At 70.1% G+C, this 23,553-nt stretch carries 21 protein-coding genes and 3 pseudogenes; 8 read left to right on the top strand and 16 right to left on the bottom strand.

Features of this window, described 5'->3' with window-relative positions:
* The first annotated feature begins 227 nt into the window (after positions 1–227).
* From ACVW19_RS17865 to ACVW19_RS17875, 3 genes are all read left to right on the top strand, one after another.
* Entirely contained in the window at positions 228–2,600 is a 2,373-nt protein-coding gene (locus tag ACVW19_RS17865) for an SCO7613 C-terminal domain-containing membrane protein (RefSeq protein ID WP_457460354.1), read from the top strand.
* A gap of 609 nt (positions 2,601–3,209) precedes the next feature.
* A complete protein-coding gene (locus ACVW19_RS17870) occupies positions 3,210–3,470 on the top strand; it encodes a ribbon-helix-helix domain-containing protein (RefSeq protein WP_457460355.1) in 261 nt (86 codons plus the stop codon).
* On the top strand, positions 3,467–3,922 hold the full coding sequence (locus ACVW19_RS17875; protein ID WP_457460356.1) for a PIN domain-containing protein: 456 nt from the start codon (positions 3,467–3,469) through the stop codon (positions 3,920–3,922). The genes ACVW19_RS17870 and ACVW19_RS17875 overlap by 4 nt, the downstream gene beginning before the upstream one ends.
* A 791-nt stretch (positions 3,923–4,713) precedes the next feature.
* Here ACVW19_RS17875 and ACVW19_RS17880 read toward each other — a convergent pair.
* From ACVW19_RS17880 to ACVW19_RS17905, 6 genes are all read right to left on the bottom strand, one after another.
* Entirely contained in the window at positions 4,714–5,967 is a 1,254-nt protein-coding gene (locus ACVW19_RS17880; protein ID WP_457460357.1) for a cytochrome P450 family protein, read from the bottom strand.
* A gap of 70 nt (positions 5,968–6,037) precedes the next feature.
* Complete coding sequence (locus tag ACVW19_RS17885; RefSeq protein WP_457464653.1) at positions 6,038–7,303, bottom strand: cytochrome P450; 1,266 nt, start codon at positions 7,301–7,303, stop codon at positions 6,038–6,040.
* Between the two features lie 2 nt (positions 7,304–7,305).
* Complete coding sequence (locus ACVW19_RS17890) at positions 7,306–7,905, bottom strand: GTP-binding protein (protein ID WP_457460358.1); 600 nt, start codon at positions 7,903–7,905, stop codon at positions 7,306–7,308.
* On the bottom strand, positions 7,883–8,248 hold the full coding sequence (locus ACVW19_RS17895) for a DUF742 domain-containing protein (RefSeq protein ID WP_457460359.1): 366 nt from the start codon (positions 8,246–8,248) through the stop codon (positions 7,883–7,885). Before ACVW19_RS17895 ends, ACVW19_RS17890 begins: the two co-directional genes overlap by 23 nt.
* Complete coding sequence (locus tag ACVW19_RS17900; RefSeq protein WP_355889307.1) at positions 8,245–8,652, bottom strand: roadblock/LC7 domain-containing protein; 408 nt, start codon at positions 8,650–8,652, stop codon at positions 8,245–8,247. Before ACVW19_RS17900 ends, ACVW19_RS17895 begins: the two co-directional genes overlap by 4 nt.
* A 2-nt stretch (positions 8,653–8,654) precedes the next feature.
* Positions 8,655–10,208 carry an ATP-binding protein gene (locus ACVW19_RS17905; protein ID WP_457460360.1) on the bottom strand — a complete coding sequence of 518 codons (1,554 nt, stop codon included), beginning with the start codon at positions 10,206–10,208 and terminating at the stop codon, positions 8,655–8,657.
* Between the two features lie 443 nt (positions 10,209–10,651).
* On the opposite strand from ACVW19_RS17905, the pseudogene ACVW19_RS17910 reads away from it, so the two are divergent.
* Positions 10,652–11,651, top strand: a pseudogene (locus tag ACVW19_RS17910) (tyrosine-type recombinase/integrase); the annotation flags it as partial.
* Between the two features lie 303 nt (positions 11,652–11,954).
* Here the strand turns inward: ACVW19_RS17910 and ACVW19_RS17915 are convergent.
* The 3 genes and pseudogenes from ACVW19_RS17915 to ACVW19_RS17925 all read right to left on the bottom strand — a co-directional run.
* Positions 11,955–12,128 (bottom strand): annotated as a pseudogene (locus ACVW19_RS17915) (IS256 family transposase); the annotation flags it as partial.
* A gap of 448 nt (positions 12,129–12,576) precedes the next feature.
* A complete protein-coding gene (locus tag ACVW19_RS17920) occupies positions 12,577–13,158 on the bottom strand; it encodes a hypothetical protein (protein ID WP_457460361.1) in 582 nt (193 codons plus the stop codon).
* A 402-nt stretch (positions 13,159–13,560) separates the two neighbouring features.
* A complete protein-coding gene (locus tag ACVW19_RS17925) occupies positions 13,561–13,686 on the bottom strand; it encodes a hypothetical protein (protein WP_457460362.1) in 126 nt (41 codons plus the stop codon).
* Positions 13,687–14,015: 329 nt separating this feature from the next.
* Here ACVW19_RS17925 and ACVW19_RS17930 point away from each other — a divergent pair.
* Positions 14,016–14,099 (top strand): annotated as a pseudogene (locus tag ACVW19_RS17930) (hypothetical protein); the annotation flags it as partial.
* A 558-nt stretch (positions 14,100–14,657) separates the two neighbouring features.
* Here the strand turns inward: ACVW19_RS17930 and ACVW19_RS17935 are convergent.
* Positions 14,658–14,858, bottom strand: a complete 201-nt coding sequence (locus ACVW19_RS17935) for a hypothetical protein (RefSeq protein WP_457460363.1) — start codon at positions 14,856–14,858, stop codon at positions 14,658–14,660.
* 272 nt (positions 14,859–15,130) lie between these two features.
* On the opposite strand from ACVW19_RS17935, the gene ACVW19_RS17940 reads away from it, so the two are divergent.
* On the top strand, positions 15,131–15,469 hold the full coding sequence (locus ACVW19_RS17940) for a transposase (protein ID WP_457460364.1): 339 nt from the start codon (positions 15,131–15,133) through the stop codon (positions 15,467–15,469).
* Positions 15,470–15,543: 74 nt separating this feature from the next.
* Here ACVW19_RS17940 and ACVW19_RS17945 read toward each other — a convergent pair whose 3' ends face one another.
* From ACVW19_RS17945 to ACVW19_RS17965, 5 genes are all read right to left on the bottom strand, one after another.
* On the bottom strand, positions 15,544–16,167 hold the full coding sequence (locus ACVW19_RS17945; RefSeq protein ID WP_457460365.1) for a transposase: 624 nt from the start codon (positions 16,165–16,167) through the stop codon (positions 15,544–15,546).
* Positions 16,168–16,224: 57 nt separating this feature from the next.
* Entirely contained in the window at positions 16,225–17,178 is a 954-nt protein-coding gene (locus ACVW19_RS17950; RefSeq protein ID WP_457464655.1) for a transposase family protein, read from the bottom strand.
* Between the two features lie 252 nt (positions 17,179–17,430).
* On the bottom strand, positions 17,431–17,988 hold the full coding sequence (locus tag ACVW19_RS17955) for a hypothetical protein (protein ID WP_457460366.1): 558 nt from the start codon (positions 17,986–17,988) through the stop codon (positions 17,431–17,433).
* Between the two features lie 508 nt (positions 17,989–18,496).
* On the bottom strand, positions 18,497–18,997 hold the full coding sequence (locus tag ACVW19_RS17960; protein WP_457460367.1) for a hypothetical protein: 501 nt from the start codon (positions 18,995–18,997) through the stop codon (positions 18,497–18,499).
* A 637-nt stretch (positions 18,998–19,634) separates the two neighbouring features.
* Positions 19,635–19,982, bottom strand: a complete 348-nt coding sequence (locus ACVW19_RS17965) for an anti-sigma factor family protein (protein WP_457460368.1) — start codon at positions 19,980–19,982, stop codon at positions 19,635–19,637.
* A 716-nt stretch (positions 19,983–20,698) separates the two neighbouring features.
* On the opposite strand from ACVW19_RS17965, the gene ACVW19_RS17970 reads away from it, so the two are divergent.
* Entirely contained in the window at positions 20,699–21,193 is a 495-nt protein-coding gene (locus tag ACVW19_RS17970; RefSeq protein WP_457460369.1) for a hypothetical protein, read from the top strand.
* Here the strand turns inward: ACVW19_RS17970 and ACVW19_RS17975 are convergent.
* Positions 21,159–21,941: an IS5 family transposase gene (locus ACVW19_RS17975; RefSeq protein ID WP_457460370.1), complete on the bottom strand. Its 783-nt coding sequence runs from the start codon at positions 21,939–21,941 to the stop codon at positions 21,159–21,161. The genes ACVW19_RS17970 and ACVW19_RS17975 overlap by 35 nt on opposite strands.
* Before the next feature lie 1,146 nt (positions 21,942–23,087).
* On the opposite strand from ACVW19_RS17975, the gene ACVW19_RS17980 reads away from it, so the two are divergent.
* Positions 23,088–23,552 carry a helix-turn-helix domain-containing protein gene (locus ACVW19_RS17980; protein ID WP_457460371.1) on the top strand — a complete coding sequence of 155 codons (465 nt, stop codon included), beginning with the start codon at positions 23,088–23,090 and terminating at the stop codon, positions 23,550–23,552.
* Position 23,553 lies beyond the last annotated feature (1 nt).

The following is a 23,553-nucleotide window of genomic DNA, read 5'->3' on the forward strand; positions in this document are numbered from 1 at the left end:
GCCCGGGGCTGGGGCCTGCTGCGTCGCCGGACCGGGGAGAAGGCTCCGGGCCGGGTGGGGGACGTGCCCGCCCCGTACACGTCGTTGCGGTGCAGTGCCTGTGGCTGGATCGAGAAGGACTCGCGCAGCGGTAGTGGTCCCGGTCCATGCGGCGAGCCCGCAGGTCGGGGCCTTTGCCGCGCGGGATCTGAGTACGGACCTGAGTACGCTCACTCATGCTCCGCGGCATGACGCGCGCCACACTCCACGGCATGGACCACCTACCACCACCGGCCGAGGAGTTGCGGATCCTCGACGCGGAGTTGTGGCAACTCGACGCTCGCCGGGCCCAGTTGCTGGCCCGACGTGCCCAGCTGATCGGTCTCCTCCAGCCGGCCTTCCCGCCCGCTCCGCCGGTGCCGCGGCGGCCCGAGACCACCGCGCCCCGTGTGCAGAACGTGCTCCTCGTCCTCGGCGGCGTCCTGCTGACCGTCGCCGCGATCGCGTTCACCCTGGTCAGCTGGGGGCACCTGGGGATCGCCGGGCGGTCCGTGGTGCTCGCCACGGTGACTGCGGCGGCGCTCGGCGCTCCCGTGCCCCTGCTGAAGCGCGGGCTGCGCTCGACGGCGGAGACGCTGGCGGGCCTCGGTCTGGCGCTGACGGTGCTCGACGCGTACGCGCTGCACGAGGTCGCGCTGACGGCCGCCGACGGCACGGGGTACGCGGCCGTCGCGGCGGCGTTCCTGGCCGGGGTGTGGTGGGGATACGGCAGGGGACTCGGTTCCCTGCGCATCCCCTTCCCCGCCGCGCTGGCCGCCGCCCAGTTCCCCCTGCTGCTGTGGGCGGTGGCAGCCGACGCGGGCCCGCACGCGATCACGGCCGCGCTGTTGCTGACGGCCGCGTTCGACACGGTCGTCGCGCTCCGGACGTCCGCGAGGTCCCTGCGCATCGCCGCCGCCGTCGGCGCGTACGGGACGGGCGGCTGGGGCGTGGCGGTGGCCTGCGTGCTCTCCTGGGAGGCCGTCGGCCCGAACGCCGCCGCCCGTGCGGCGGTGCTCCTCGCCCTTGCGGCGGCGATCGCGCTGTACGCCGCATGGCGCGTCCCGCAGCAGGGCCTTGCCACCGGCGCCGCGGTGACCGGCGGGCTGCTCCTGGTCGCGGCGCTCGGCGGCGTCCCGCGCGCGTCGCTGCCCGGCGTGTGGACGGTGCCCGGCTATCTGGCCTGCGGGGTCGGGCTGCTGTCGGCCGTCCGCTGTCCACTCCCTGAACCCGTGCGGCGCGGTGTCGCCCGGGCGTCGGCCTCCGTCCAGACCCTGGCGGTGGTGTGGGCACTGCCCCTGGTCGTCGTGGCGCTGCTGGGGCCGGTCGGATGGACGGGACGGGCCTGGTCCGGGGCGCCGTCGGACCTGCGCGCCGCGGTGACGGTCTGGGCGCCCTGGCCGGCGGACGCGGCGGCCGCGCCGCTGGTGCTCGCGGTCGTCGCGGCGGTTCTGGCCGGGGCGGCCCGCGCCACCGCGGCCTGGCGCGACCAGGCCGCGGCCGGTGCCGTGGTCCTGGTCTGGGCGAGTGCGATCGTCCTCCCGGTCACATTGCAACTCCCTTACGTGGCAGGGCTGTTCGCGCAGGGGCTGACGGCTGTGGCGGCGCTGGCCGTGGCGGCGTACGCGCGTCGGACGCCGACGTCCCTCACCGCCGTCCTCCTCTCCCTGCTCACCGCGGTCGGCCTCGCGCTCCTCTCGCTCGCCTCCCAGGGCGCGACCCTGGCCGTGCTCGCCGCGCTGACGGGGATCTTCGCGGTGGCCGCCGCACACCGGCGTCTGACCGCCGTCTGCGCGAGCGCGTCCCTGGCCGGTGCGGCGGGTCTGGCGTGTGCGGTGGGTGCCGCCGCGGGCCGGCCGCCCGCGCACACGGCGCTGCTGGTCCTGATCGTCCCGGCCGCCGCGGCCCTGCTCGCGGCGCGGGTCCCGCGGACCGCGGTTCCGGTCGAGGCCACGGGCGCCGTCGCGGGGCTCCTGGCCATCGGGCTGGCCGTCACCGACGCACCCGTGCTGGCCCTCGTACTGGCCCTGTGCGGGGTGATCGCCGCGGGCACCGCCGTGCGCGCGGACCGACGTCAGGCCGGGTACGCGGCCGCCGCGCTGTTCGTGCTGGCCACCTGGGTGCGGCTCGGGTCGTGGGCCGTGGGCACCCCGGAGGCGTACACCCTGCCGGTGACCGTCCTGGCACTGGTCGTGGGCTTCGTCCGGCGCCACCGGGACCCCGAGGCCTCGTCGTGGACGGCGTACGGCCCCGGGCTCTCGGCGACGCTCGTGCCGAGCCTGTTTGCGGCGTGGGCCGACGCGGACTGGCCGCGCCCCCTGCTGCTCGGCACGGCGGCCCTCCTCCTCACCCTGCTGGGCGCCCGCCACCGGCTCCAGGCGCCGCTCGTCCTCGGCGGGAGCGTGCTCGTACTGGACGCGCTGCACGAACTCGCCCCCTACCTGGTGCAGTTGGCGGGCGCGCTCCCCCGCTGGCTGCCTCCGGCGCTCGCCGGGCTGCTGCTGCTCGTGCTGGGCGCGACGTACGAGCAGCGGATCCGGGACGCCCGGCGGGTACGGGAGGTGCTGGGACGTATGCGCTGAGGGAGACGGCTACGGCATCCGGACGGCGAGCGGCGATGCCGAAGCAGACCGGTGTCGCCGGAAATCCCCGCCTTGGCCTTGCTCGTCTTCAGAGCCTTGACGTACGCGTTCCAGGTCCAGCACCCACGGCTCGACGCCGAAGCCGATGCTCCGCCGGGTCTTCGAGGGCGAACCCTACGGCGCCGGGCCGGAGACTTCCGGTCGGCCGCGGCATCCACCAGATCTGGTCGGGCTCCGCGCACTTCCGGCGATCTGCCCTTGCCGACCGGGCCGGGACCGCTCACGAAGGCCGACGCCCACCGCGGTCAGGTTCTACGGCCTCCGTCACACCGGGCACACGCCGTCCACGTGGTCCGGTGTCACCCTCAAGGACACCATGGTCCGCGCCGGGCAGTCCTCCGAGAGGGCCGCGCTGATCCATCAGGGGCAGGACCACACGCCCCGCGCCGGCGGCAGGAGGGCAGAGTCCGAGGCGCTCACGGCCCGACCGGCGCGACAGCCGATCGTGTCCCGCCTGCTCCGTCCGTCCTGGGAGCAGAGCGGAGTCCACTCGACCAAGGGCGACAGCGCAGCTACACATCATGCCGGTACATGGACTGCGGTTGGTACATGTCCATGAAGCGCACGAACGTCTATGCCGACCCCGAGGACCTGGCGATCCTCACGGAGGCGGCCAAACGTCGGGGTGTGAGCGAGGCCGAGATCATCCGTCAGGGCATCCATCTCGCAGCCATGGCGAACCGGGTCTGGGACGAGCCGCTGTTCTCGCGCACCTTCGAGGGGCCGGGCCGGACTCCGTCCAAGGCCGAGGTCCGCGACGCGGTCGCCGACGCGGTCCGCCGTGAGACGGGCTCCGGAACCACTGCGTGATCATCGTCATCACGGACACGTCCGGCCTCCTGGCCGCCCTCGACTCGACGCACCCGGAGCACGGAGCGGCGAACGAAGCGATCATGTCCGCCGGGCTCTTGGTCATGTCCCCGCTCCTGCTTGCGGAACTCGATCACGTGGCTACGCGTGAGCTCGGGCGAGAGGCGGCCGTCAGCGCGGTCGACGACCTTCGCCGCTGGGTGAGCCGGGGCCGGGTCGTCATGCCGGAGATCACGGAAGACCACCTGGGCGCGGCCCAGTCCGTCCGCGCCCGCTACCACGCCCTGGACCTGGAACTGGACCTGGACCTTGCGGGCGCGGTGAACGTGGCGCTGGCCGCGGACTACGACACCGATGCGATCCTCACCCTCGACCGACGCGACTTCCGCGCCGTACGGCCCTTGAGCCGGCACGAGGCATTCCGGGTCCTGCCCGACGACCTGCCGCTGTGACGAGGGGCTTCCGGTTCGAAGTACCCGCTGCCGAAAAGGACTTCGGCAGTCGTCGCCTCCGCTGTGTACGCGACACCCTTCGGGCTTGCTGAGGGAACGGCAGGCTGACGCCTGCTGGTGCGGGGAGAGCGTGACACGAACAGTGAAACCGCAGGTCGACTCTGTGTTCCGATGCCGGAAGGGTTACGCGTAAGGCTGCCGCGCGACGTTCGTACCCTCCACATGCCCGATCTTCGTGCGCTTCACGGGCTGCAGGCTCCCCGGGAAACCTCGGCACGGTGCAAGCCCCGGTCTGCCGGCCCGGGCCTTCAGTGCGGAACGGGTGACGAGAGTCGAACTCGCGCTCTCAGCTCGGGAAGCGACGGCGCTTCTCAGGCCATGTGGCCTCTGACCTGGTCGTACGCGGCTGATACCGGGCCGTCGGCGTGCCGGATCACACCGCTGTTCACCGTGGCTGTCCGCTCTCACGGGCACGCTGTGGGCACGCGCCAGGGGCGCCGAGCCGCAAGCGGCGCTTGGCGGACCGCGGCGAGCTCGGTGCCCTGTCGCGGGGAGCGGCCCGGGGATGGTCGTTGCAACCGCACAGGGTGGGTACTTTCAGCCGCCGTACGGCTCCACCGGACTCAGGGCACTCCGAGTCCTCCATCCAACCCGGAGCGGTTCACCGACAGGTGTACCGATGCCCCCTGAGGCCGTGTGCCGGGCCACGAGCCCGGCATGATCCGGACGGAGAGACTGTCCCCGCACGGGCGGCCCGGCGGAACCCCCCGTCCGCCGGGCCGCCCAGCGGCTCAGCTCCCGAGCCGCACCGGCAGCGTCGAGGAACTGTTCGAGAACAGGGACGGCACCGGCACAAGGTCGTCCGGATCGACGGCCAACGACAGATCCGGATACCGCTCGAACACCGCAGGAAGGGCCAGTGCCGCCTCCAGACGTGCCAGTGGTGCGCCGAGGCAGAAGTGCGGACCGTTGCTGAAGGCCAGGTGCCTGCGCTGCTCCCGGGTGATGTCGAAGCGGTCGGCGTCCTCGCCGTGCTGGGCCGTATCACGTCCGACAGCGCTGAACGGAGCCATGATCGCCTCGCCCTTCGGGATGCGTACTCCGGCGATCTCGACATCCTCCAGTGGATAGCGGAACGGGAAGTTGCCGATCGGAGCATCCCAACGCAGCGTCTCCTCCACCACCTTCGCCCAGGTTTCCGCGTCCCCCCGTACGGCGATCTCCCGCTGGTCGGGGTGGGTCAGCAGCGCGCGTACCGCATTGGTGATCAGGCTCAGCGTGGTTTCCTGTCCTGCCGAGAGCATGAGCAACAGCGTGCCGACCAGCTCCTCCTCGCTCAGCGCGTCCGGGTCGGCGGCGCGGGCCGCGATCAGCGCGCTGGTGAGGTCGTCGCCCGGCTCACGCCTACGGCCCTCGACCACCCGCGCCAGCAGCTCGTACTGCTCGATCTGGCTCGCCTGGACCTCCTCGGGCCGCAGATCGGAGCGGAAGATGTTGTCCATCAGCTCCTGCAGACGAGGACGCTCGTCGGCCGGCACCCCGAACAGTTCGCAGATGACCTGCATGGGCACGGGGTGCGCGAAGTGCCGGCGGAGGTCGACGCTGCCGTCGGCCGCGGCGTGCGACGGCAGGTCGTCCAGCAACCGCCCCACGATCTGCTGGATACGGGGACGCAGCTCCTGCACCCGGCGCGGGGTGAACGTCTGGGTGACGAGTTTGCGCAGGCGGCGGTGCTCCTGGCCGTCCGAGGTCACCATGTTGGTGACCTTCACCATGCCGATGAGCGGCCAGCCGTCCGCTATCTCACCCCGGATGATGGCGTTCCAGTTACGCCAGTCCTTGCTGAAACGAGCGTCGGTGACCATGTCGTTCAGCAGGGCGTGGTCGGTCACCGACCAGGCCGTCACCTCCCCGGGCAGCCGGACCCGCACCACGGGGCCCAGCTCGCGGAGCCTGGCGGCCTCGCCGTGATGGTCCTTTCCGTGCGGATCCAGAGTGATGACAGGTACGTGCCCCTCGGCGGAGGAGTTCGTGGACGACGTCATGCTGGGCTGCTCCTTGTCTCAAGGACCCGCCGCCGTGCGGGGGTCTTTTCGGATGTGAGGGTTCGAGGAATCACGGCCCCGCGCCGGTCGGTACACGGGCCGATATGCGGGCTGCGGAGAACGCCGTGGGCAGTGCCACCGGCACCCTGGTCCAGGGAGAGGGGCGCCAGGCCAACTCGTCCGCGGAGACGGCGAGCCTCATGTCCGGCAGCAGATGCAGAGCGGTCTGCACCGCGGTACGGGTGATCAGCCGTGCGGGCACCTGCGCGGGACACATGTGCGGGCCCGCGGAGAAGGCCAGATGGGAGCGGTTGCCCCACCCGTCGTCCGGACCGTCCTGCCGGACCTCCGGATCGTCGTTCGCGGCGGCGAGCCCGAGGATGAGGCAGTCGCCGCGGCGGATGAGCCGGCCTCCCAGCTCGGTGTCGTGGAGCGCGTACCGGGCGGGCATGTTGTTCATGGGCGGATCGCGCCACAGCGCCTCGTCGAGGGCGTCGTCCACGCCGAGCTGTCCGCCGTGCAGCCGGGCGGCGAACCGCGGATCCGTGAGCATGAGACGGAGCGTGTGGGATATCCACGCCGTGACCGTCTCGTTGCCCGCGGAGATCATCACGACGATCGACTGCAGCCGCTCCGCCTCGTTGCGCAGATTCGGGTGGTTGATGAAGACCGTCGTCATGTCGTCGGCCGGATTCCGCCGACGCTCGCGCACCGTGTCGAGAAGGATCTGCTCGAAGGTGCGGTTACCCGCCTGGGAGTCGTCCGCGCTGCCGAACAGGGCGATGAGCGCGGCGAGCAGTTCGCGGCCCTCCACACTGTCCAGGCCGAACAGCGAGGCGAGGGAGAGCATCGGGACGATCGTGGCGTACTCGTTGACCAGATCGGCGCTGCCGCGCTCGGAGAACGCCGCGATCAGATCCGTGCACAGCGCCTCCACCTCACGACGTACCCTGCGCTGGTCCATCCGCGCGATGCCGTCGTCGAGAGGCTCACGCAGGCGCCGGTGCTCGGGGCCGTCGGCCCCGATGACGTTGGCACGCCAGCCCATCATCGGCAGGAGCCCCGAACGCGGCGGGACGATCCCCTCGTTGAGGTCGCGCCAGTTGCGGGCGTCGCGGGAGTACAACTGCTCCTGCCGGGTGATGGTCAGCATCTCCCGGTACCCCATCACCAGCCAGGCGGGGACACCCGGCTCCAGCTCGACCTTCGCGACGCTGCCCCACTTCTCGCGGAGGTCGCGGTACACCGCGCGCGGATCGGAGGACCCGACCACGGCGGCGAGCGGAACCGGACCGGTGCCGTGGTGTGCGTGCGCCGGGCACCCCGGCGGCGGCATGCTCACGAGGTGGCCCCCGCCGCACTCATGCCCGACACGTGCTGCACCAGGGTGATCAGGGCATCGACCGATGAGGTCTGCTGGCGGGCGTCGCAGGTCACGATGGGTGTCTCCGGGAGCAGATCGAGTGCGCCGCGCAGCTCCTCCTCCGAGTACAGCTCGCTGTCCGGGAACTGATTGACCGCCACCGCGAACGGAAGTCCCCGGATCTCCAGTTGTTCCAGGACGTCGAAGCTGTCCTCCAGTCTGCGGGTGTCGATCAGCACGAGCACCCCCAGCGCGCCTTCGGCCAACCCCTCCCACAGATCCCAGAACCGCCGCTGCCCCGGGGTGCCGAACAGATACATGACCAGCCGGGAGCTGAGCGTGACACGGCCGAAGTCCATGGCGACGGTGGTGGTCGTCTTGCCTTCCAGACCGGCCAGTTCGTCGACGCCCACACTTGCTTCCGTCATGACCTCCTCGGTGCGCAGCGGTTCGATCTCGCTGACGGACCCGACGAACGTCGTCTTGCCCACGCCGAACGCGCCCACGACGAGGATCTTGACGGCCTGCTGCACCGTGTCGGGCAAGTAACGGTCAGCGGAGCCGACGGAGACCATCCAGTACCTCCTGTAGCAATTGCTTGTCGGGCTGTGCGGCCCGTGGAACACCGGAGCGCGCGGACAGGTGTCCGCTGTCGACGAGGTCGGACGCCAGCACCTTCACCAGACTGACGGGCAGTTGGAGATGGGCGGCGGCCTCCACCAGCGACAGGAGCCGCTCGCACATCCGTGCGAGGGCGATCTCCTCCCTGGTGGCGGAGAGGGGGAGGGCCCGAGGAGGGTCGACCGCGATCAGGAGTGTTTCGACGCCGATGGTGTTGCGGGAGGGCCGGGAGCGTCCCTTGGTGATCACGTACGGGCGTAATGCGCCGTTCGTGAAGCCCGCTCCCGACCCGCTCACGCGGAGCCCTGGCGCGGCGGGCTGCTGAGGTTGTGCGCGCCGATCTTCATCACCTGCGCCTGCATCTGCCGCGCGACGAGCTTGGGGTCGACCACCGGTCCCGTCACCACGGCGAGATGCGCGCCGTTGGCACTGCGCATGAACAGGAAACCCCCGTTGAACTCCACCATCTGCTGGTGCACGGTGCCGCCGTCCTCACCGAACTCCCGCCCGAGACCACGACCGAGCGACTGAAGGCCCGAACAGCTCGCCGACAGCCGGTCGGCCAAGTCACGGTCCACACCCTCCGAGTTGGCCAGCAGCAGACCATCGGAACTGAAGACGATCGCCAGCCGTACGCCGGGCACCGCGGTGACCTCGGAGATCATCCAGCCGCGCTGCTCAGGGTTTTCCACGTAATTCATGCTCACATCTGTCCTTCCGAGGAATCGGGTTCGGGGGAGGGGGTGTACGGGTGGTCGTACGAGGTGGGGTCCGGAGGTACGGCTCCGGTCGGCGGGGGTGCGGATCCGGTCGAGGGGGACGTGGTCCGGCCGCCCTCGAAGAACTGCTCCATCCAGTCGCCCGCGTCCTCCGGTGAACCCGGCGGAGTGACGGCGGTCGGCGCCTCCTGGACCGCGGGGACGTACCCGTCACGCCGTGACCGGCGCTGGGGCAGCCGGCGGTGACGGGCGCCCGGAGCACGCGTGGCGGGCGGGGGCGGCTCGGCCGACGGGGCGGGCTCGGCGGCGGACTCCGGGGCCTGTACGGGAACGGCGTGATCGGAGGCGGCGGCCGGCGGGGACTCGGGGGAGGGCGCGGCGGCCGGCGGCGCCGGTGGAACAGGGGGCTGTGCGGGGAGCACACGTCCGCCGGGCGTCCCGGCGGGCTCGAGAGTCTTCAGGAGTTCGAGAGGCACCAGGATCACCGCACGGACGCCACCGTACGGTGACGGACCGAGGTCGACGCCGAAGCCGTGACGGTGCGCGAAGCGGCCGACCACCGCGAAACCGGTCTGCGGGATCTCGCCGACGTCTCCGACGCCCAGGAGGCGGCGGCCCGAGACGATCTCGCGCGCCTCGGTCAGCCGGTACTCGTCCAGGCCCAGGCCGCCGTCGTCCACCTCGATGACCGCGCCGCGCTGCACCGTGCGCACGGTGACCGACACGCTGGTCCTCGGCGGTGAGTACTCGGTCGCGTTGGCGAGCAGTTCCGCGACGAGGTGGATCAGGGGTTCGACCACCGACGCGGTGATGCCGACATCGGGATCGCCGGTCACCTCGACACGCTTGAACGAGACGATCCGGCCCGAAGCGGCGCGCACCACGTCGACCAGCGCCAGCGGCTTCTGCCACTGCTGGCCGGGCCACTCCCCGCACAGCACCTTGAGACTCTGGGCGTGCCTGGCCTGCTGCGTCGCCGCGTGGTCCACCTGCATCGTGGCCTCGAGCAGGCCCGAGTCGCCGGGGTGCCGCTCCGCCACACCCGTGATCGTGGCCTGGATCCGGTGCGCCGAGGTCTGAATCCGGCTCGCCAGCTCCACCAACGCGATGCGATGCGACTCCTCACGGTCGTCGATCGCCTCGGACACATCCGAGAGCAGCTTGTCGAACCACTTGGAGAGCTCCACCACCAGGGGCTCCCCGCTTTCCGGGGACGAGGGAACCTCGTTCCTGGCAAGAGCGGCGGGAAGCCGCTTCGCCACGAGGAACTCAGCTTCCTGGAGGGCCGCACCGGATTGCTTGCGCACATATGTGTGCCATTCGGCATCGCGGCGCGCGGCCTCCGCCTCCCGCTCACGTATCTCGGTGCGCAGGCGTGCTGCCTCCGCCACGCCTGCCCGGTGCTGCCCGCTCAGGCGGACGAGGCAGCCGAGGGCCAGAAGGGAAACGGCCGCATAGACCACGGCCGCAGCCACGCCGATGCCGGCGACGGGGACCATGGCCGCCGAGAACGCGAGGAACGTGAGCACGAGAGCCACTGCCCAAAGGGCTCTGCTCCCTCGGGGTTCGAGAGTGGACGCGGGGGAACGAGCCATGGAAAACCTTTGAGTCGGCGGTGGGTCGATGTCCGGTGGGCGCGAGGCGTAGGACGTCAAGAGCTGTGCGATGGGGGGAGGACCGGGGGAGCGGCAGTACGGGGACACGAAGCCCCGAACGCACCGTCGGCATGGCCCGGGTCGGTCATCGTCTTCATGGAGGACCACTTCTGCACCAGAGGTTGTTTGAAGATCGTATCTTCGATTCACCGCAACGGAAGTGTGACGTTCTGTGAACTTTCCTTGCATGCTTTCCACTTGGGTACGCCGACCCGCAGGTCACCGGCGCGGGAACCCTGTTGGGCGGGCCGGGCAAGGGAATGGGTGCGGTGAAGGACAACCGGCCGACAAGTCATCAGGCGGTGCGGCTTCTCACCGCCTTGCTTCCTGACGGGGGCCCCCTCAACCCGCAGAACTTGACAGGGAACGACTCCTTATCGGGCGTCCACGCCGAGAAGCGGGTCGAGGAACGGGAGGTGGCCGTTCGGACCGAGGGCCTGTACCGGCACCTGCTCCGCCCGCACATCCTCCCGGCGTTCGGTGGGCTCGACCTGGACGAGGTCACCGCTCCGCGCGTACGCCGAGTGGCGCGCCGAACGGCTCCGCACCACCCGAGCCAAGACCACCGTCGCCACGGCGTACCGCCTCCTCAAGGGCATTCTCGAAACGGCTGTCGACGACGACCTGATCACGCGCAACCCGTGCCGGATCAATGGGCCGGGCAAGGAGTCGGCGGCGGAACGGCGCATCGCCACCGTCGCCCAGGTCGACGCGCTCGCCGACGCGATCGGCATCCGCCGGCGGCTCATGGTCTACCTCGGCGCCTACGGTCCGATGCGGCCGGAGGAACTGGCCGGCCTCCACCGTCGGGACGTCGACCACCTCGTGATCCGCGTGCGGGTCGCCGAGCCGGAGCGGATCAACGGCAAGGGGGTCCCCGGGGTCGACCGAGTCCGGTGCGGGTGCTCGCGTCGCTTCACCTCCTCCCGGCCTTCCTCCGGGAGGAGGTGAAGCGACGCCTCGACCGGTTCGCCGAGAAAGGCCCCCGATGGGCTGGTCTTCGCAGGAGGGAAAGGGGCCGCTTTCCGACGCGCCTTGTTCGGGCGGAAGTGGCGTCGGGCTCGCACGGCCGCCGGTCTCCCGGACGGCTTCCGCTTCTACGACCTGCGCCACACCGGACACACCCTGTCGACCCGCTCGGGCGCCACCCTCCGGGACACGATGGTGCGCGCCGGCCGGTCCTCCGAGAAGGCGGCGCTGACCTGTCAGCACTCCGACGAGGACCGGCAACGGGAGGCCGCCGCCGGGCTGGGCGGCGGCCTCGTACGGGCCGAACGTGCGAAGCACCACGACGACGACCGTGCGCACCACAAGGAGGAGCCGTAGGCGAGCTAATGGTGCGGGTTGTGGTGCGGCGCCCGCTCACCGGTCTGGACAACAAAGAACCCCCGGGTCCATGACCTGGGGGTTTTGCTTGGAGCGGGTGACGAGAATCGAACTCGCGCTCTCAGCTTGGGAAGCGACGGCGCTTGTCAGGCCATGTGGCCTCTGACCTGGTCGTACGCGGCTGACACTGGGCCGTCGGCGTGCCGGATCACACCGCTGTTCACCGTAGCTGTCCGCTCTTACGGGCACGCTGTGGGCACGAGGAGGCGGCGAGCTGACGTGCGGGGCCTGCGGGAGTCTTGGTCATGTCCCTTGGCGCGGTGCAAAGGCGTCGGGTTGATCTTCGTCGGGATAGATCTTGTCCATGCTGCCTTCGGGGAGGTGGCGGCGGGGGGAGGCGGTCCATTCGTCGTGCATCTCGATGAGGACGGCGGTGGTGAGGCGTTCGAGAGCGTCGGGGTTGGGGAAAATCTGGACGATGGCGACCACGAACGGGTGACGCTTTGTGTGTCGGCGCCGCGGACCGGTCGCGCGGTGCTGATGAGTGGGCGACCTGGCCGGGCGGATGGTGGAGGACTGACGGCACATCGAAGCTCCGTTGTGTGCGGGGGGCCTGGGAAGGCCGCCTGCGCAACGGAGTTTCGTTGCGTACGGTTGCGTACCCGCCCGGCATCGTCACCCCGCCGTGACCTGCGCACCTGCAGGATCGCTCCGACTGTGAAGCCGCCCCGAGTGCGCGCTGTGAAGCCGCCCCGAGTGCGCCGGTGTGGTGGGGCTGGGCTGGCAGGGCGTCGCTGTCCGGTTTTACGATGGGGTGCCCGGGCGGGTGTGTGAAAGCGCGGGTTCGGGGTGGGATGCTGCAGGGGGACCCCGGCCCGATTCCAGCGGGCCGGGGTCCTTGTGCTGTGCCGGGGTGGCGGTTGGGTCAGCGTCCGCCGTGTCCGCCGTGTCCGCCGAATCCTTCGTTCCCGCCGTGTCCGCCGAAGTGGTGGCCGACGACCCGGAAGCTGGCCACCACTCCGTCCTCGACGAAGACGCTGCCCTCGACGGGGCAGGGGACCACGCCGTCGCTGGAGCTGTGCGGTCCGACGGTGGCGATGGGGGCGCCGTTGTCGCAGGTGGCTCCGCGGAAGACCTCGACGCTCCTCCGGCTGTCGTTGCGGATGTTCAGGCTGCGGGAGCCCAGGCCGCTCACGATGGTGACGCAGCCGCCCGGGTTGTCCGAGTAGGAGCGCTCGTTGATGTGGATCCGGCCTTCGAAGTCCCGGTCTTCGAAGCCCCGGTCTTCGAAGCCCCGGCCTTCGTTGCCCTTGCCGGATTCGCCGCCCAGGGGGGCCGCGGCGGGGACGGCCGCCTGCTGGACCATGGGGGCGGCCGCCTGCTGGACCGCGGGGGCGGCCTGGGCCGGCCCGTAGGCGGCCGCCGAGGCGTAGGTGATACTGGTGACGGCTAGGCCCGCGGCAACCGCGACGGCCGCCGCGGTAACGACGGTGGGACGGGTACTCATCACGTGCTTCTCCTGTCTCGGGGGATCGGCCGGCCGGCCGACTCGTGATGAACGTACTGACCGGTTCTCATATCTGTCATATCGGGACATGAGGGAAAGTCGGCAAATTGACTCCGATCAGGTCACAGGAGGGGCTCGCATGCCGTGCCATGGCGTGCTGACGTGTAATCAGATGTCTTTTTCTGTAGTGGACTTGATGCACCGATACGCTGTCCGGGGGACTTTTCCGACACCCGCTCACCCCCAGCCGCAGCGTGTCGTTCGTTGACACATCAGGTCAAACCGGTATTCCCGTCGTACTGCCGGGTGACGGACGGGGCGCTCGAGCGCGCGGGCGGGCCCGTGACGTGACGTGTTGCCGTCCGCAGGGTGACGTTCCCCCTGGTCACGGACAACGGGTGGTTACGCTGCGGGGGCGAGGTCTTGCGTCGTCAGTGCCCTGGTTTCGAGCGGGGTGGCGTACCCGTGGACGGGGTGCTTGCGCAGACGGGTGTGGTTGTACTCGACCTCGATGACCCTGTTGTCCAATGGGGTGAACCTGAGGTGATCTGTCGGCTGGGTGCGACTGGGCCGTGAGACTGCGGTTGGCGGTCTGATCCAGCAGTGGCGCATCGTTCGGCCGAAGGGCGGGGTGGTGTGGTGTCGATGGGGCGGGGATCAGGGGCAGAGGTCCCGCAGGTGACACGGCAGGTGGCTCTCGCCGCCTTCCCCGAGGGCTGCCTGGCCATGCGCGTCCGAGACGAGCTCGGCCCGCTGTTCGATGGCGAGGTGTTCAGGTCCGCCTTTGGTGTCCGGGGGCGTCCTGGTGTCTCGCCGGGACAGCTGGCCCTTGTCTGGTCCTGCAGTTCGCCGAGAACCTGACCGACCGCCAAGCCGCGCACGCAGCAAGGGCAAGGATCGGCTGGAAGTACTTGCTCGGAGTTGAGCTGTCGGACCCTGGGTTCGACTTCACCGTGCTGACCGGGTTCCGCGACCGGCTCCTGGCGCACGGGATGGAGGAGACGGTCCTGGACCTGCTGTTGCGGCGATTGGTGGAGCTGGGACTGGCCGCCCCCGGGGGCCGGCAGCGCACCGATTCCACACATGTCGTGTCTGCAGTAAGGGACTTGAACCGTCTGGAGTTCGTCGGAGAGACGCTCCGGGCGACCCTGGAGGCGGTCGCGGTCGCCGCGCCGGCATGGCTTCGAACGTGGAGGGACCCGTCCTGGCAGCAACGCTATCGGGCCCGGGTGGACGCCTACCGCTTGCCCGGTGCCCAGGACGAGCGGGACGAGTTGGCGCGGCGGATCGCCACCGACGGATACCGGCTGCTTGAGACAGTCTTCACACCCACGGCACCGGGCTGGCTGCGGGAGGTCCCCGCCGTCGTCGTCCTGCGGACGGTGTGGCTGCAACAGTTCGGCCGCACGGTGACCGACGGGATCGAGGAGGTGGCATGGCGGGGCAAGGAGGATTGCCCGCCCAGCAGAGCCGGGGTCACCCCGCCCTACGACGTAGATTCACGCTATGCCGTCAAGCGCGGGTCCGGCTGGGACGGTTACAAGGTTCACCTCAGCGAGACCTGCGACGACCCCGCTGAGGCCGGGCGCCCGCACGTGATCACCCACGTCATCACCACCGATGCCACGGTCCACGACGCGGCGGTCGTCGAGCAGATCCACGATCGTCTCGACGACAAGGGCCTGCTGCCGTCCGAGCACCTCCTGGACTCCGGCTACGTCTCCGCCGAACTGCTGCTGACCTCGCCGGTGGAACGCGGTGTCGAAGTCGTTGGTCCGGTCAGGCCCAACAGCACCCGCCAGGCTGTCCAGGCCGCCGGCTATGGCAAGACATCCTTCAGCGTCGACTGGGACGCCCGGCAGGCGACATGCCCGAACGGGGCGAACAGCAGGTACCGGACTGAGGGTTACGACCACAGCGGCCGTCTGGCGGTCCGGATCCGCTTCGCCACCAGACATGTGCGCCCTGCCCGGTGCGCGACCAGTGCACCCGCTCAACCCAGTACGGCCGGCAGCTCACCGTCCGCCCGCAGGACCAAGACATCCTCCTCGAACGCGTCAGGGCTGAACAGGACACCAAGGAGTGGAGGGCCCGCTACGCGGCCCACGCGGGAGTCGAAGGCACCATCCACCAGGCCGTTGCCACCACCGGAGCCCGCCGCACCCGCTACACCAGCCTGGCGAAGACGCGCCTGGCCCACATCTTCATGGCCACCGCCATCAACCTGATCCGACTCGACGCTTGGTGGAACGGAACTGCACTCGCACCGACGCGCACTTCCCACCTCGCAGCCCTAGACCTCGCCGCGTGAGATCAATTGGGCAACAGGGTCCCTCGATGAGGCGGAAGACGCCGGCTCGGGCAGTCTCAGAGCTCGTAGCACGATCATGGTCGGGCCTCCTTGAGGCGTCGCCAGCAGATCAGGCCGCAGGCCAGGGAGACAAAGGCGTCGTGGAGTTCGGTGCGGCGTTCCCAGCGGACGGCCAGGCGTGTGAACCGGTGGACCAGGGCGAAGGTCTGCTCCACCACGTACCGGAGCCTGCCCGGGCCCTTGATGTTCGGGGCGCCCTTGCGGGAGACAGTCGGCAGGATGCGGCGCTTGCGGAACTCGTCGCGGTTCGGGTGGGAGTCGTGGCCCTTGTCGCCGAGCAGGGTCTCGGGACGGCGGCGCGGACGGCCGGGACGGCCGGGACGGCCGGCCACGGGCGGGATGCCGTCGACCGGGGCGAGGGTCTGGGTGACGTCATGGACGTGGGCCGCGGTGGTGAGGACCTTGAACGGGGTGCCGCGGCCGTCGCAGAACAGGTGGTGTGTGCTGCCCCTCTTGCGCCGGTCGACCGGCGACGGACCGATGCTGGAGCTGAACCCCAGCTCCAGGGGCGGGTGTTGCCAGGCCATATCCTTGTGGAGGGCGTAGAGGATGCCCTGCAGGCAGAGCCGGTCCGCCACCGGCTGTGGCCCGGCGACCGCTCGGGCCAGGGCGGCAGCAGCGGTTCGATCAGTGCCCACAAGTCGCCGTCCACGATCCACGGCCGAGTACTCACAGCATCACGAACGGCCGAATCGTCAGATCGGCCGCGCCCGACCAGGCCACTTCAACAAGATCGTGTTACGCGCTCGTAAGCGCTGTCCCGTGATCCCGCGAAGCTGAGGGTCATGCCGTGTCCGGGTCGGTGCCGATGGCACCGGCCGAGCGAAGCGAATGCCCGAGGTCTCCGGTGAGGATGCGGGGGTGGCGCCACCACCACACGTCGGGGCCGGGCAACCTGTGGAACTGATCGAGTGCTTGGCCGTCGTCGACGGTCGCGGCCTTGTACCGGTCGTCCAGAGCTTTGATCTGCGGGATCCAGACCTGGGCGACGTGTTCGTCCAGCAGGAGCCACGCCTCGTGCAGCCAGTTTCGGCAGTTTGATCAGAAACGGTTCGGGTTCCGGGGCGTTGGACGGGTGGGAGCGACCTGGTGGGGGACGCGCGGCATCTGTCGCCGTCGGCGCAGGAGGCCCTGTGGCTGCGGGCGGTGGCCGCGTTGGTGGCGGGGCGGGACTGTGAGGACGTGACAGCGGCCTTCGGGGTGTCGTTGAAGGCGGTCGACGCGCGGATGTCGGGCCCGGCCGGGTCGTGCTCGAGGAGGACGGCCAGGCCGCCGGGGCAGGTGTCCTTGATGACTCGGTGGATGGTCGCACTACTGGGCGGGGTACGTACGGCCGGGGCCGCCGTGGTGCGGGCGCCGAGTCGGGCCAGGACGTCCTGCGGGGCCTTTGTCGCCCGCCCGCCGATCGCCGTGAACGACTTCGCTCCGGTGACGACAGCGGAGCACGCGATCAGCAGGACTGCCACGAACGGGTGACGCTTTGTGTGTCGGCGCCGCGGACCGGTCGCGCGGTGCTGATGAGTGGGCGACCTGGCCGGGCGGATGGTGGAGGACTGACGGCACATCGAAGCTCCGTTGTGTGCGGGGGCTTGGGAAGGCCGCCTGCGCAACGGAGTTTCGTTGCGTACGGTTGCGTACCCGCCCGGCATCGTCACCCCGCCGTGACCTGCGCACCTGCAGGATCGCTCCGACTGTGAAGCCGCCCCGAGTGCGCGCTGTGAAGCCGCCCCGAGTGCGCCGGTGTGGTGGGGCTGGGCTGGCAGGGCGTCGCTGTCCGGTTTTACGATGGGGTGCCCGGGCGGGTGTGTGAAAGCGCGGGTTCGGGGTGGGATGCTGCAGGGGGACCCCGGCCCGATTCCAGCGGGCCGGGGTCCTTGTGCTGTGCCGGGGTGGCGGTTGGGTCAGCGTCCGCCGTGTCCGCCGTGTCCGCCGAAGTGGTGGCCGACGACCCGGAAGCTGCCCACCACTCCGTCCTTGACGAAGACGCTGCCCTTGACCTGGCGGGGGTGCACGCCGTCGCTGGAGCTGTGCGGTCCGACGGTGGCGATGGGGGCGCCGTTGTCGCAGGTGGCTCCGCGGAAGACCTCGACGGTCCTCCGGCTGTCGTTGCGGATGTTCAGGCTGCGGGAGCCCAGGCCGCTCACGACGGTGATGCAGCCGCCCGGGGCGGCCGAGTAGGAGCGCTCGTTGATGTGGATCCGGCCTTCGAAGTCCCGGTCTTCGTGGTCCTTGCCTTCGAAGTCCCGGTCTTCGTTGTCCTTGCCTTCGTTGTCCTTGCCTTCGTTGCCCTTGCCGGAGTCGCCGCCCAGGGGGGCCGCGGCGGGGGCGGCCGCCTGCTGGACCGCGGGGACGGCCTGGGCCGGTTCGTAGGCGGACGCCGAGGCGTAGGTGATACCGGTGGCGGCCAGGGCCGCGGCGGCCGCGACGGCCGCGGTAACGACGGTGGAACGGGTGATCATCACGTGCTTCTCCTGTCTCGGGGGATCGGCCGGCCGGCCGACTCGTGATGAACGTACTGACCGTTTCTCATATCTGTCATATCGGGACATGAGGGAAAGTCGGCAAATTGACTCCGATCAGGTCACAGGAGGGGCTCGCATGCCGCGCCATGGCGTGCTGACGTGTAATCAGATGTCTTTTTCTGTAGTGGACTTGATGCACCGATACGCTGTCCGGGGGACTTTTCCGACACCTGCTCACCCCCAGCCGCAGCGTGTCGTTCGTTGACACATCAGGTCAAACCGGTATTCCCGTCGTACTGCCGGGTGACGGACGGGGCGCTCGAGCGCGTGGGCGGGCCCGTGACGTGACGTGTTGCCGTCCGCAGGGTGACGTTCCTCCAGAACGTCTCGATGAAGGCGAAGACCTGACGTTGGCCTCAGGTGGGCATCACTGTGCACCTGAGGCCGGCCGGCGGGTCCATGCGAGCGTCCTGGAGGCGTGTCCGCCGCCCGCAGCGGGCTCTGTTCATGGTGATGTGGGCGGCTCGTCCGGCGGACCGGAACCTGGGTCATCGGGCCGGAGGCCGGGTGTCATCGACCTGGCCTCCTGGGAGAGGTGGCCCGGCCGTACCGGGGCGGGCCCGCTCAGAGCCACGGCGGCCATGACGACGATGATGCCCTGGATGACCAACGAGCAGACACCCAGGGGTTCCAGCCAGTTGCCGTAGTCGGCCTCGTCGGTGGGAATGGGCGTGGCACGGGTGACGATGTAGCCGATGGTGGTCAGCAACGCGGTGAGTCCTCCCACGACCCAGCCCAGCCGCGGTCCGCGGGTCAAAAGGAGAAGGGCGCCCGCAACGGCGCCGACCGCGGCGGCGATGAAACCGCCGATGAGGAAGGGCACGTCCGCGTCGGTGACCTCATAGGCGTGGATCCCGGCATCGGCCAGGAGAAGAGCTCCGGCCAGAACGCGCGCCCCGCCGTGCTCCGCACGGCCTCGCGGGGTGGAGGCAGGACTGTCCAGCATGATCCATCCCGTGCTCGATTTCTGGTCAACAGGTTCCACGCGCCACCGCGCGAGCAGGCCAGGGACATGATGCCCGTCGCCGCGGGCCAATCGCGGGCACACGGGGTGGCGTGTCCGGTGCCAGGCCCCTTCGTGCTTTTTTGCTCACCCATCCGCCCCCTTCACCGGCATCTGCACCGGTCCGAGCGGACGGTGTGGACCTCCCGCCATCCACGTCGTCGGCGGCGGGCGGCATGCTGTCGTAGACCTCGGCGGGCGGCCGCAGAAGCCGCTCGCCGCCCTCCTCACCGAAGCCCTTAGCACCAGACCCGCCGCCCCACGCCCGAGCCGGAGCCGGTCCTGATCGCCCGGGAGTGCTGCCGGCTGCTCCGGCCGGGGCACCGGCCCGCTCGCAGCGCCTCCTCGGCCACCCGTGAGACAGGGCGATTACGGCCCGTCGCGGCAGCCCCAAAGAGGCGGCGGTGCCCGGTGCGGGAGGCCCGGCAGCGGGCACGCGCATGATTCCTCCTGGTCGTGTACACAACCAGAAACCGCCGGCGGCGACCGCCACGGTTCGCGGCGGGCATCTTGCACCGGCGTGCCCGGGCGGCACACTTCCCGTGTGCCGCCCGGGCGGATCAGCACGCCGCCCGGTCGCTCACCTGACACAGGCAAGCCGGTTCACCCACTGGGACAGCGTGAGCGAGGCGGTCCGGGCCCCCCGGGCCGCGCCGGGCCGGCGGCGTCGGTGCCGCGCGCCGGGGCGGCACCCGGCCGCCCCGGGCAGGTACGACGGCTGCTGCCCGCCCGAACCGTGTGCCAGGGCCTGGCGAAGAGAGGACAGGTGTGCGGCCACGGCCGCGAGACAGTGGTGCTCCTCCCGGCAGCCGGGGCAGGTCGCCAGGTGGGTGCGGACCGCGCTCGCCTCGCCGGGGTCCAGGACGTTGAGGGCGTGTCCTTCGAGCAGGTCGCCGATGGTGCGGCAATCCTGGGCGGGAGTGAACATGGCGAATCCCTTCGTGCCGGGGCGCGAATCGCACCGTCAACGGGGCCGGTGTGCGGCTGGCGCACCGGTACCCGGCTCCGTTTCCTGACCTCACCCTCGCCCAGGAACGGCCCCGTGCGCGTCGTCCCCGGGCAGCAATTCCCGGGTACCACGGCCGCGGTATCCGGCAGGCCGGCCTACCACAGGGCCACAGCGCGCTCCGCGGGCCCGCCGGCACTCACCCGGCCCCCGAGGGACGCGCCGCCGGCGTCGGGCTGACCACGCCGCACTGGTAGGCGATGACCACCAGCTGGGCCCGGTCGCGGACGGCGATGCTCATGCCGTGGCGTTTGTGTTTCCCGGAGTGTGCGCCGTGAGGCGCTTGTTTCTCGAGTGGAGGTGAAGGCCATCACGCTCGCCCTGTCACAGCAGGGCGGTTGAAGCCGGGGGCAGCCTGAACCGGGAGGTGCCGGGGAGGGCGGGAAGCAGCCCCGACAAAGCCGGACGTGCCAGTACTGCCAGATGGTGCGGGCTCGGCAAGCGGGACGGAGAGGAGAACGCGAGGAACCGGCGTCCACGCCTCCTCAGACCATGTCCTACGTGGTGGGTCGGGCAAGTCGCTTGGAAGCCGTTGTCTCTCCGAGAGCGACGGGGTTGTTTCCGCTGGTCAGGTGTAGGGGTGGTGTTTCGGCGGGAGGGACGGGGTGCCGTGTCGTCTTTTCGGCGGAGGTGCCGGGATGCCGTCGGTGATGGGGTTGCTGGAGGAGCGTGAACGCGCCGCTCGGCAGCGGGTGGAGGCCCTTCAGGCCGAGCTGCGGGAAGCGGAGGCGGTCTGGGAGAGGTTCGTGATCGCCCGTGAGACGGTGGGCGAGGTTCTGGCGGAGCCCCGCGGAGGCGAGGACGTGGCGCCGGTCGTGGTGGCCGGCGAACGGCCGGTGCAGGTCAGGCAGGCGGTGCCCGGCTCAGTGGTGCCGCACTGGGAGGAAGGGCTCGCCCCGGCGGTTCTCGCGCCGGACTACCAGCGGATCATGGGCGTCCTGGCCGGCGGGAACGGGATGCGCGGCAAGGCGATGGACTGCCGGCAGCTCGCGGCCGCGGTGGGGCTGGAGCCGGTCCCGGCGAAGGTGGAAGGGGTGCGGTCGAAGGCCAAGCGGCTGACCGCGCGGGGCTGGCTGACCGAGGAACGGCCGGGGCTGTTCAGCGTGCCCGTCGGGCGAGGCGGCGGCTCATGACCATGCTCATCGCCCACCAGATCACTGCCTCCGAGGTGTCGGTGCGCGTCTCGTAGTCGCGGGCCAGTCGGCGTGAGTGCATCAGCCATGCGAACGTGCGCTCCACCAGCCACCTCTTCGGCAGCACGGTGAAACCGTTGGTGTCGTCGCTGCGTCTGACCACGGTCAGCGCGATCCGCCAGGCGTCGCGGGCGAGGTCGACCAGGCGCCCGGTGTGGCCTCCGTCGGCCCACACCCGCGTGACGCGCCAGTGCCGTTCACGCAGTCGGGTCAGGAGTGTCTGCCCCGCGTCCCGGTCGGTGACCGGGGCCGCGGTCACCATCACGGCCAGCAGCAGTCCGAGGGTGTCCACCATGATGTGCCGCTTGCGGCCGTTGACCTTCTTCCCGCCGTCGAAGCCCCTGGTCGTGGCCGGCACCGACGCGGCTGCCTTCACCGACTGCGCGTCGGTGATGCCGGCCGTCGGCTCCGCATCCCGGCCCGCGGCCTGGCGGACCCGTTCGCGCAGCCGGTCGTGGAACTCGGCGGTCAGACCCTTGTCCCGCCAGCGCCGGAAGAAGGCGTGGACGCGGTCCCAGGCGGGGAAGTCCGCCGGCAGCGCCCGCCAGGTGATGCCGCCCGCGACCAGGTAGCGCACCGCGTCGACCATCTGCCGGTGGCAATAGCTCTCCGGTTGCCCGCCGCGGCCCTCCAGCCAGCCGGGCACCGGCAGCGCGTCGCGTACGACGGCCCACTCCGCGTCGCTCATGTCGGACGGATACTTCGGTCGCCTGTACGGCCGGTCCGCGGCGTTCCCGAACCGGTGAGCGAGACAAGCACACTCCAGGGAAGCCGAGTTGGACGACATCGACGCCGGCACGGAAGACTGCAGCACCAGGGGCCCCTCCTGTTGCTCGGTTGGATTCGACACCCACGAGCTGTGCGGGAGGCCCCGCTTTCATGCCCGGTCGGACACGAGATCACCCGATCGAGTCGACGACCTCGAACTCACGCCCACCAAGATCGATAGAGCAACAGCTTCTTACAGCAGCACAGGGCGGCGGCGAGGCCGAGAAAGGCCCGGATCACTCCCTTGTCCGGACGGATAAGTGCCGTCGCGAGTGCACATGTGCGGGGTTGTTCAGGAGGGGGGATCTTGCGGCGAGTTCGGAAGACGTACGTGGTTCTGGATTTGCACTGAACGTCGTGTATGCCTCGGCAGCTCTCCGACAGGAACCAGGACTTGGCCGCCCACTACGCTCGGACGTCGACGGGCCTGCTGTGCATGATGTGCAACCCGTCCAGCTTGTCGGGCAGGGGCCCGGTGGACCCGCTCAGCTCATCCGGCCCGATAAGGGCGCTCCACACTCCCTCCACGACTCGTCGTTGACGTGCGGCACACGCATCAGGTCATGCGGATGATTCATACGGCCGCGGCCGCGGTGCCTCTCAGTGGTCGAAGCAACCGCTGAGCCATCGCTACACCGGCTTGTGGGCAGGGCTGACATTGTCCGGTGCAATGGCCCGAGTACAGCGCCTGTCCCGGTGTATCGCCGGGGCGCTGGTTTCCGCCCGACCTTCTCACGCTTGGCGCCGTGCATCCTGCGTGACCGACGGGGTCACATCGCCACCGTTGTCACACGGGCGGTGAGCAAGCCGTACCTGCATCTGCCCGGCTATGGCAGATGACAGGCTCACGGGTTCGCCCCGCAGGGGCGGACCACAGGCGGGAAATGCTCAGCGCGTGTCAAGGGAAGCCGGCATCTGGCTCCACCTGGGTGTGTGCAGAGGAGACGTATCCGAGCTTCCAGCCAACAGAGTGAGTTTCATCTGTTCGTGGGAACCGTTACCCGAGATGGGGTTGCGTTCGCTTCGTTCGTTGCGAATAATGCGAATACGACAGTGGAGGGACGTCATGGGGACTGCCGCAGGCAAGAAGCTCGAACCAGGCGTGGTCAACGCAAGCGACGCACAGCGGGCGCTACGGCGGGTCAACGACTACCTTTCACGCACAGCCCAGAGTGACGAGGACATCCAGGTTCACCTGGAAACGGGCGCAGGCGATGAAGCTCTCGTCCTGCCGCGACCGGTGGCAGAGATGTTCGCATCGATGCTGGCAGCCCTCGCCAACGGGCAGGGCGTCCAGATCATGCCAGTCGACGCAGAGCTGACGACCCAGCAGGCCGCCGACATACTGAACGTGTCCCGTCCGTACTTGATCGGTCTCCTTGAGTCCGGCGAGATCCCTTACAGGCTCGTGGGACGTCACCGCCGTATCCGCTTTGCCGATCTGCACCAGTACCTGCGTGAGGACGACGCGAGGCGCAAGGATGCAGCCGACGGGCTGATGGAGCTGGATCAGGAGCTGGGGCTGCTCTGAC

The sequence above is a fragment of the Streptomyces sp. TE5632 genome (assembly GCF_054061295.1).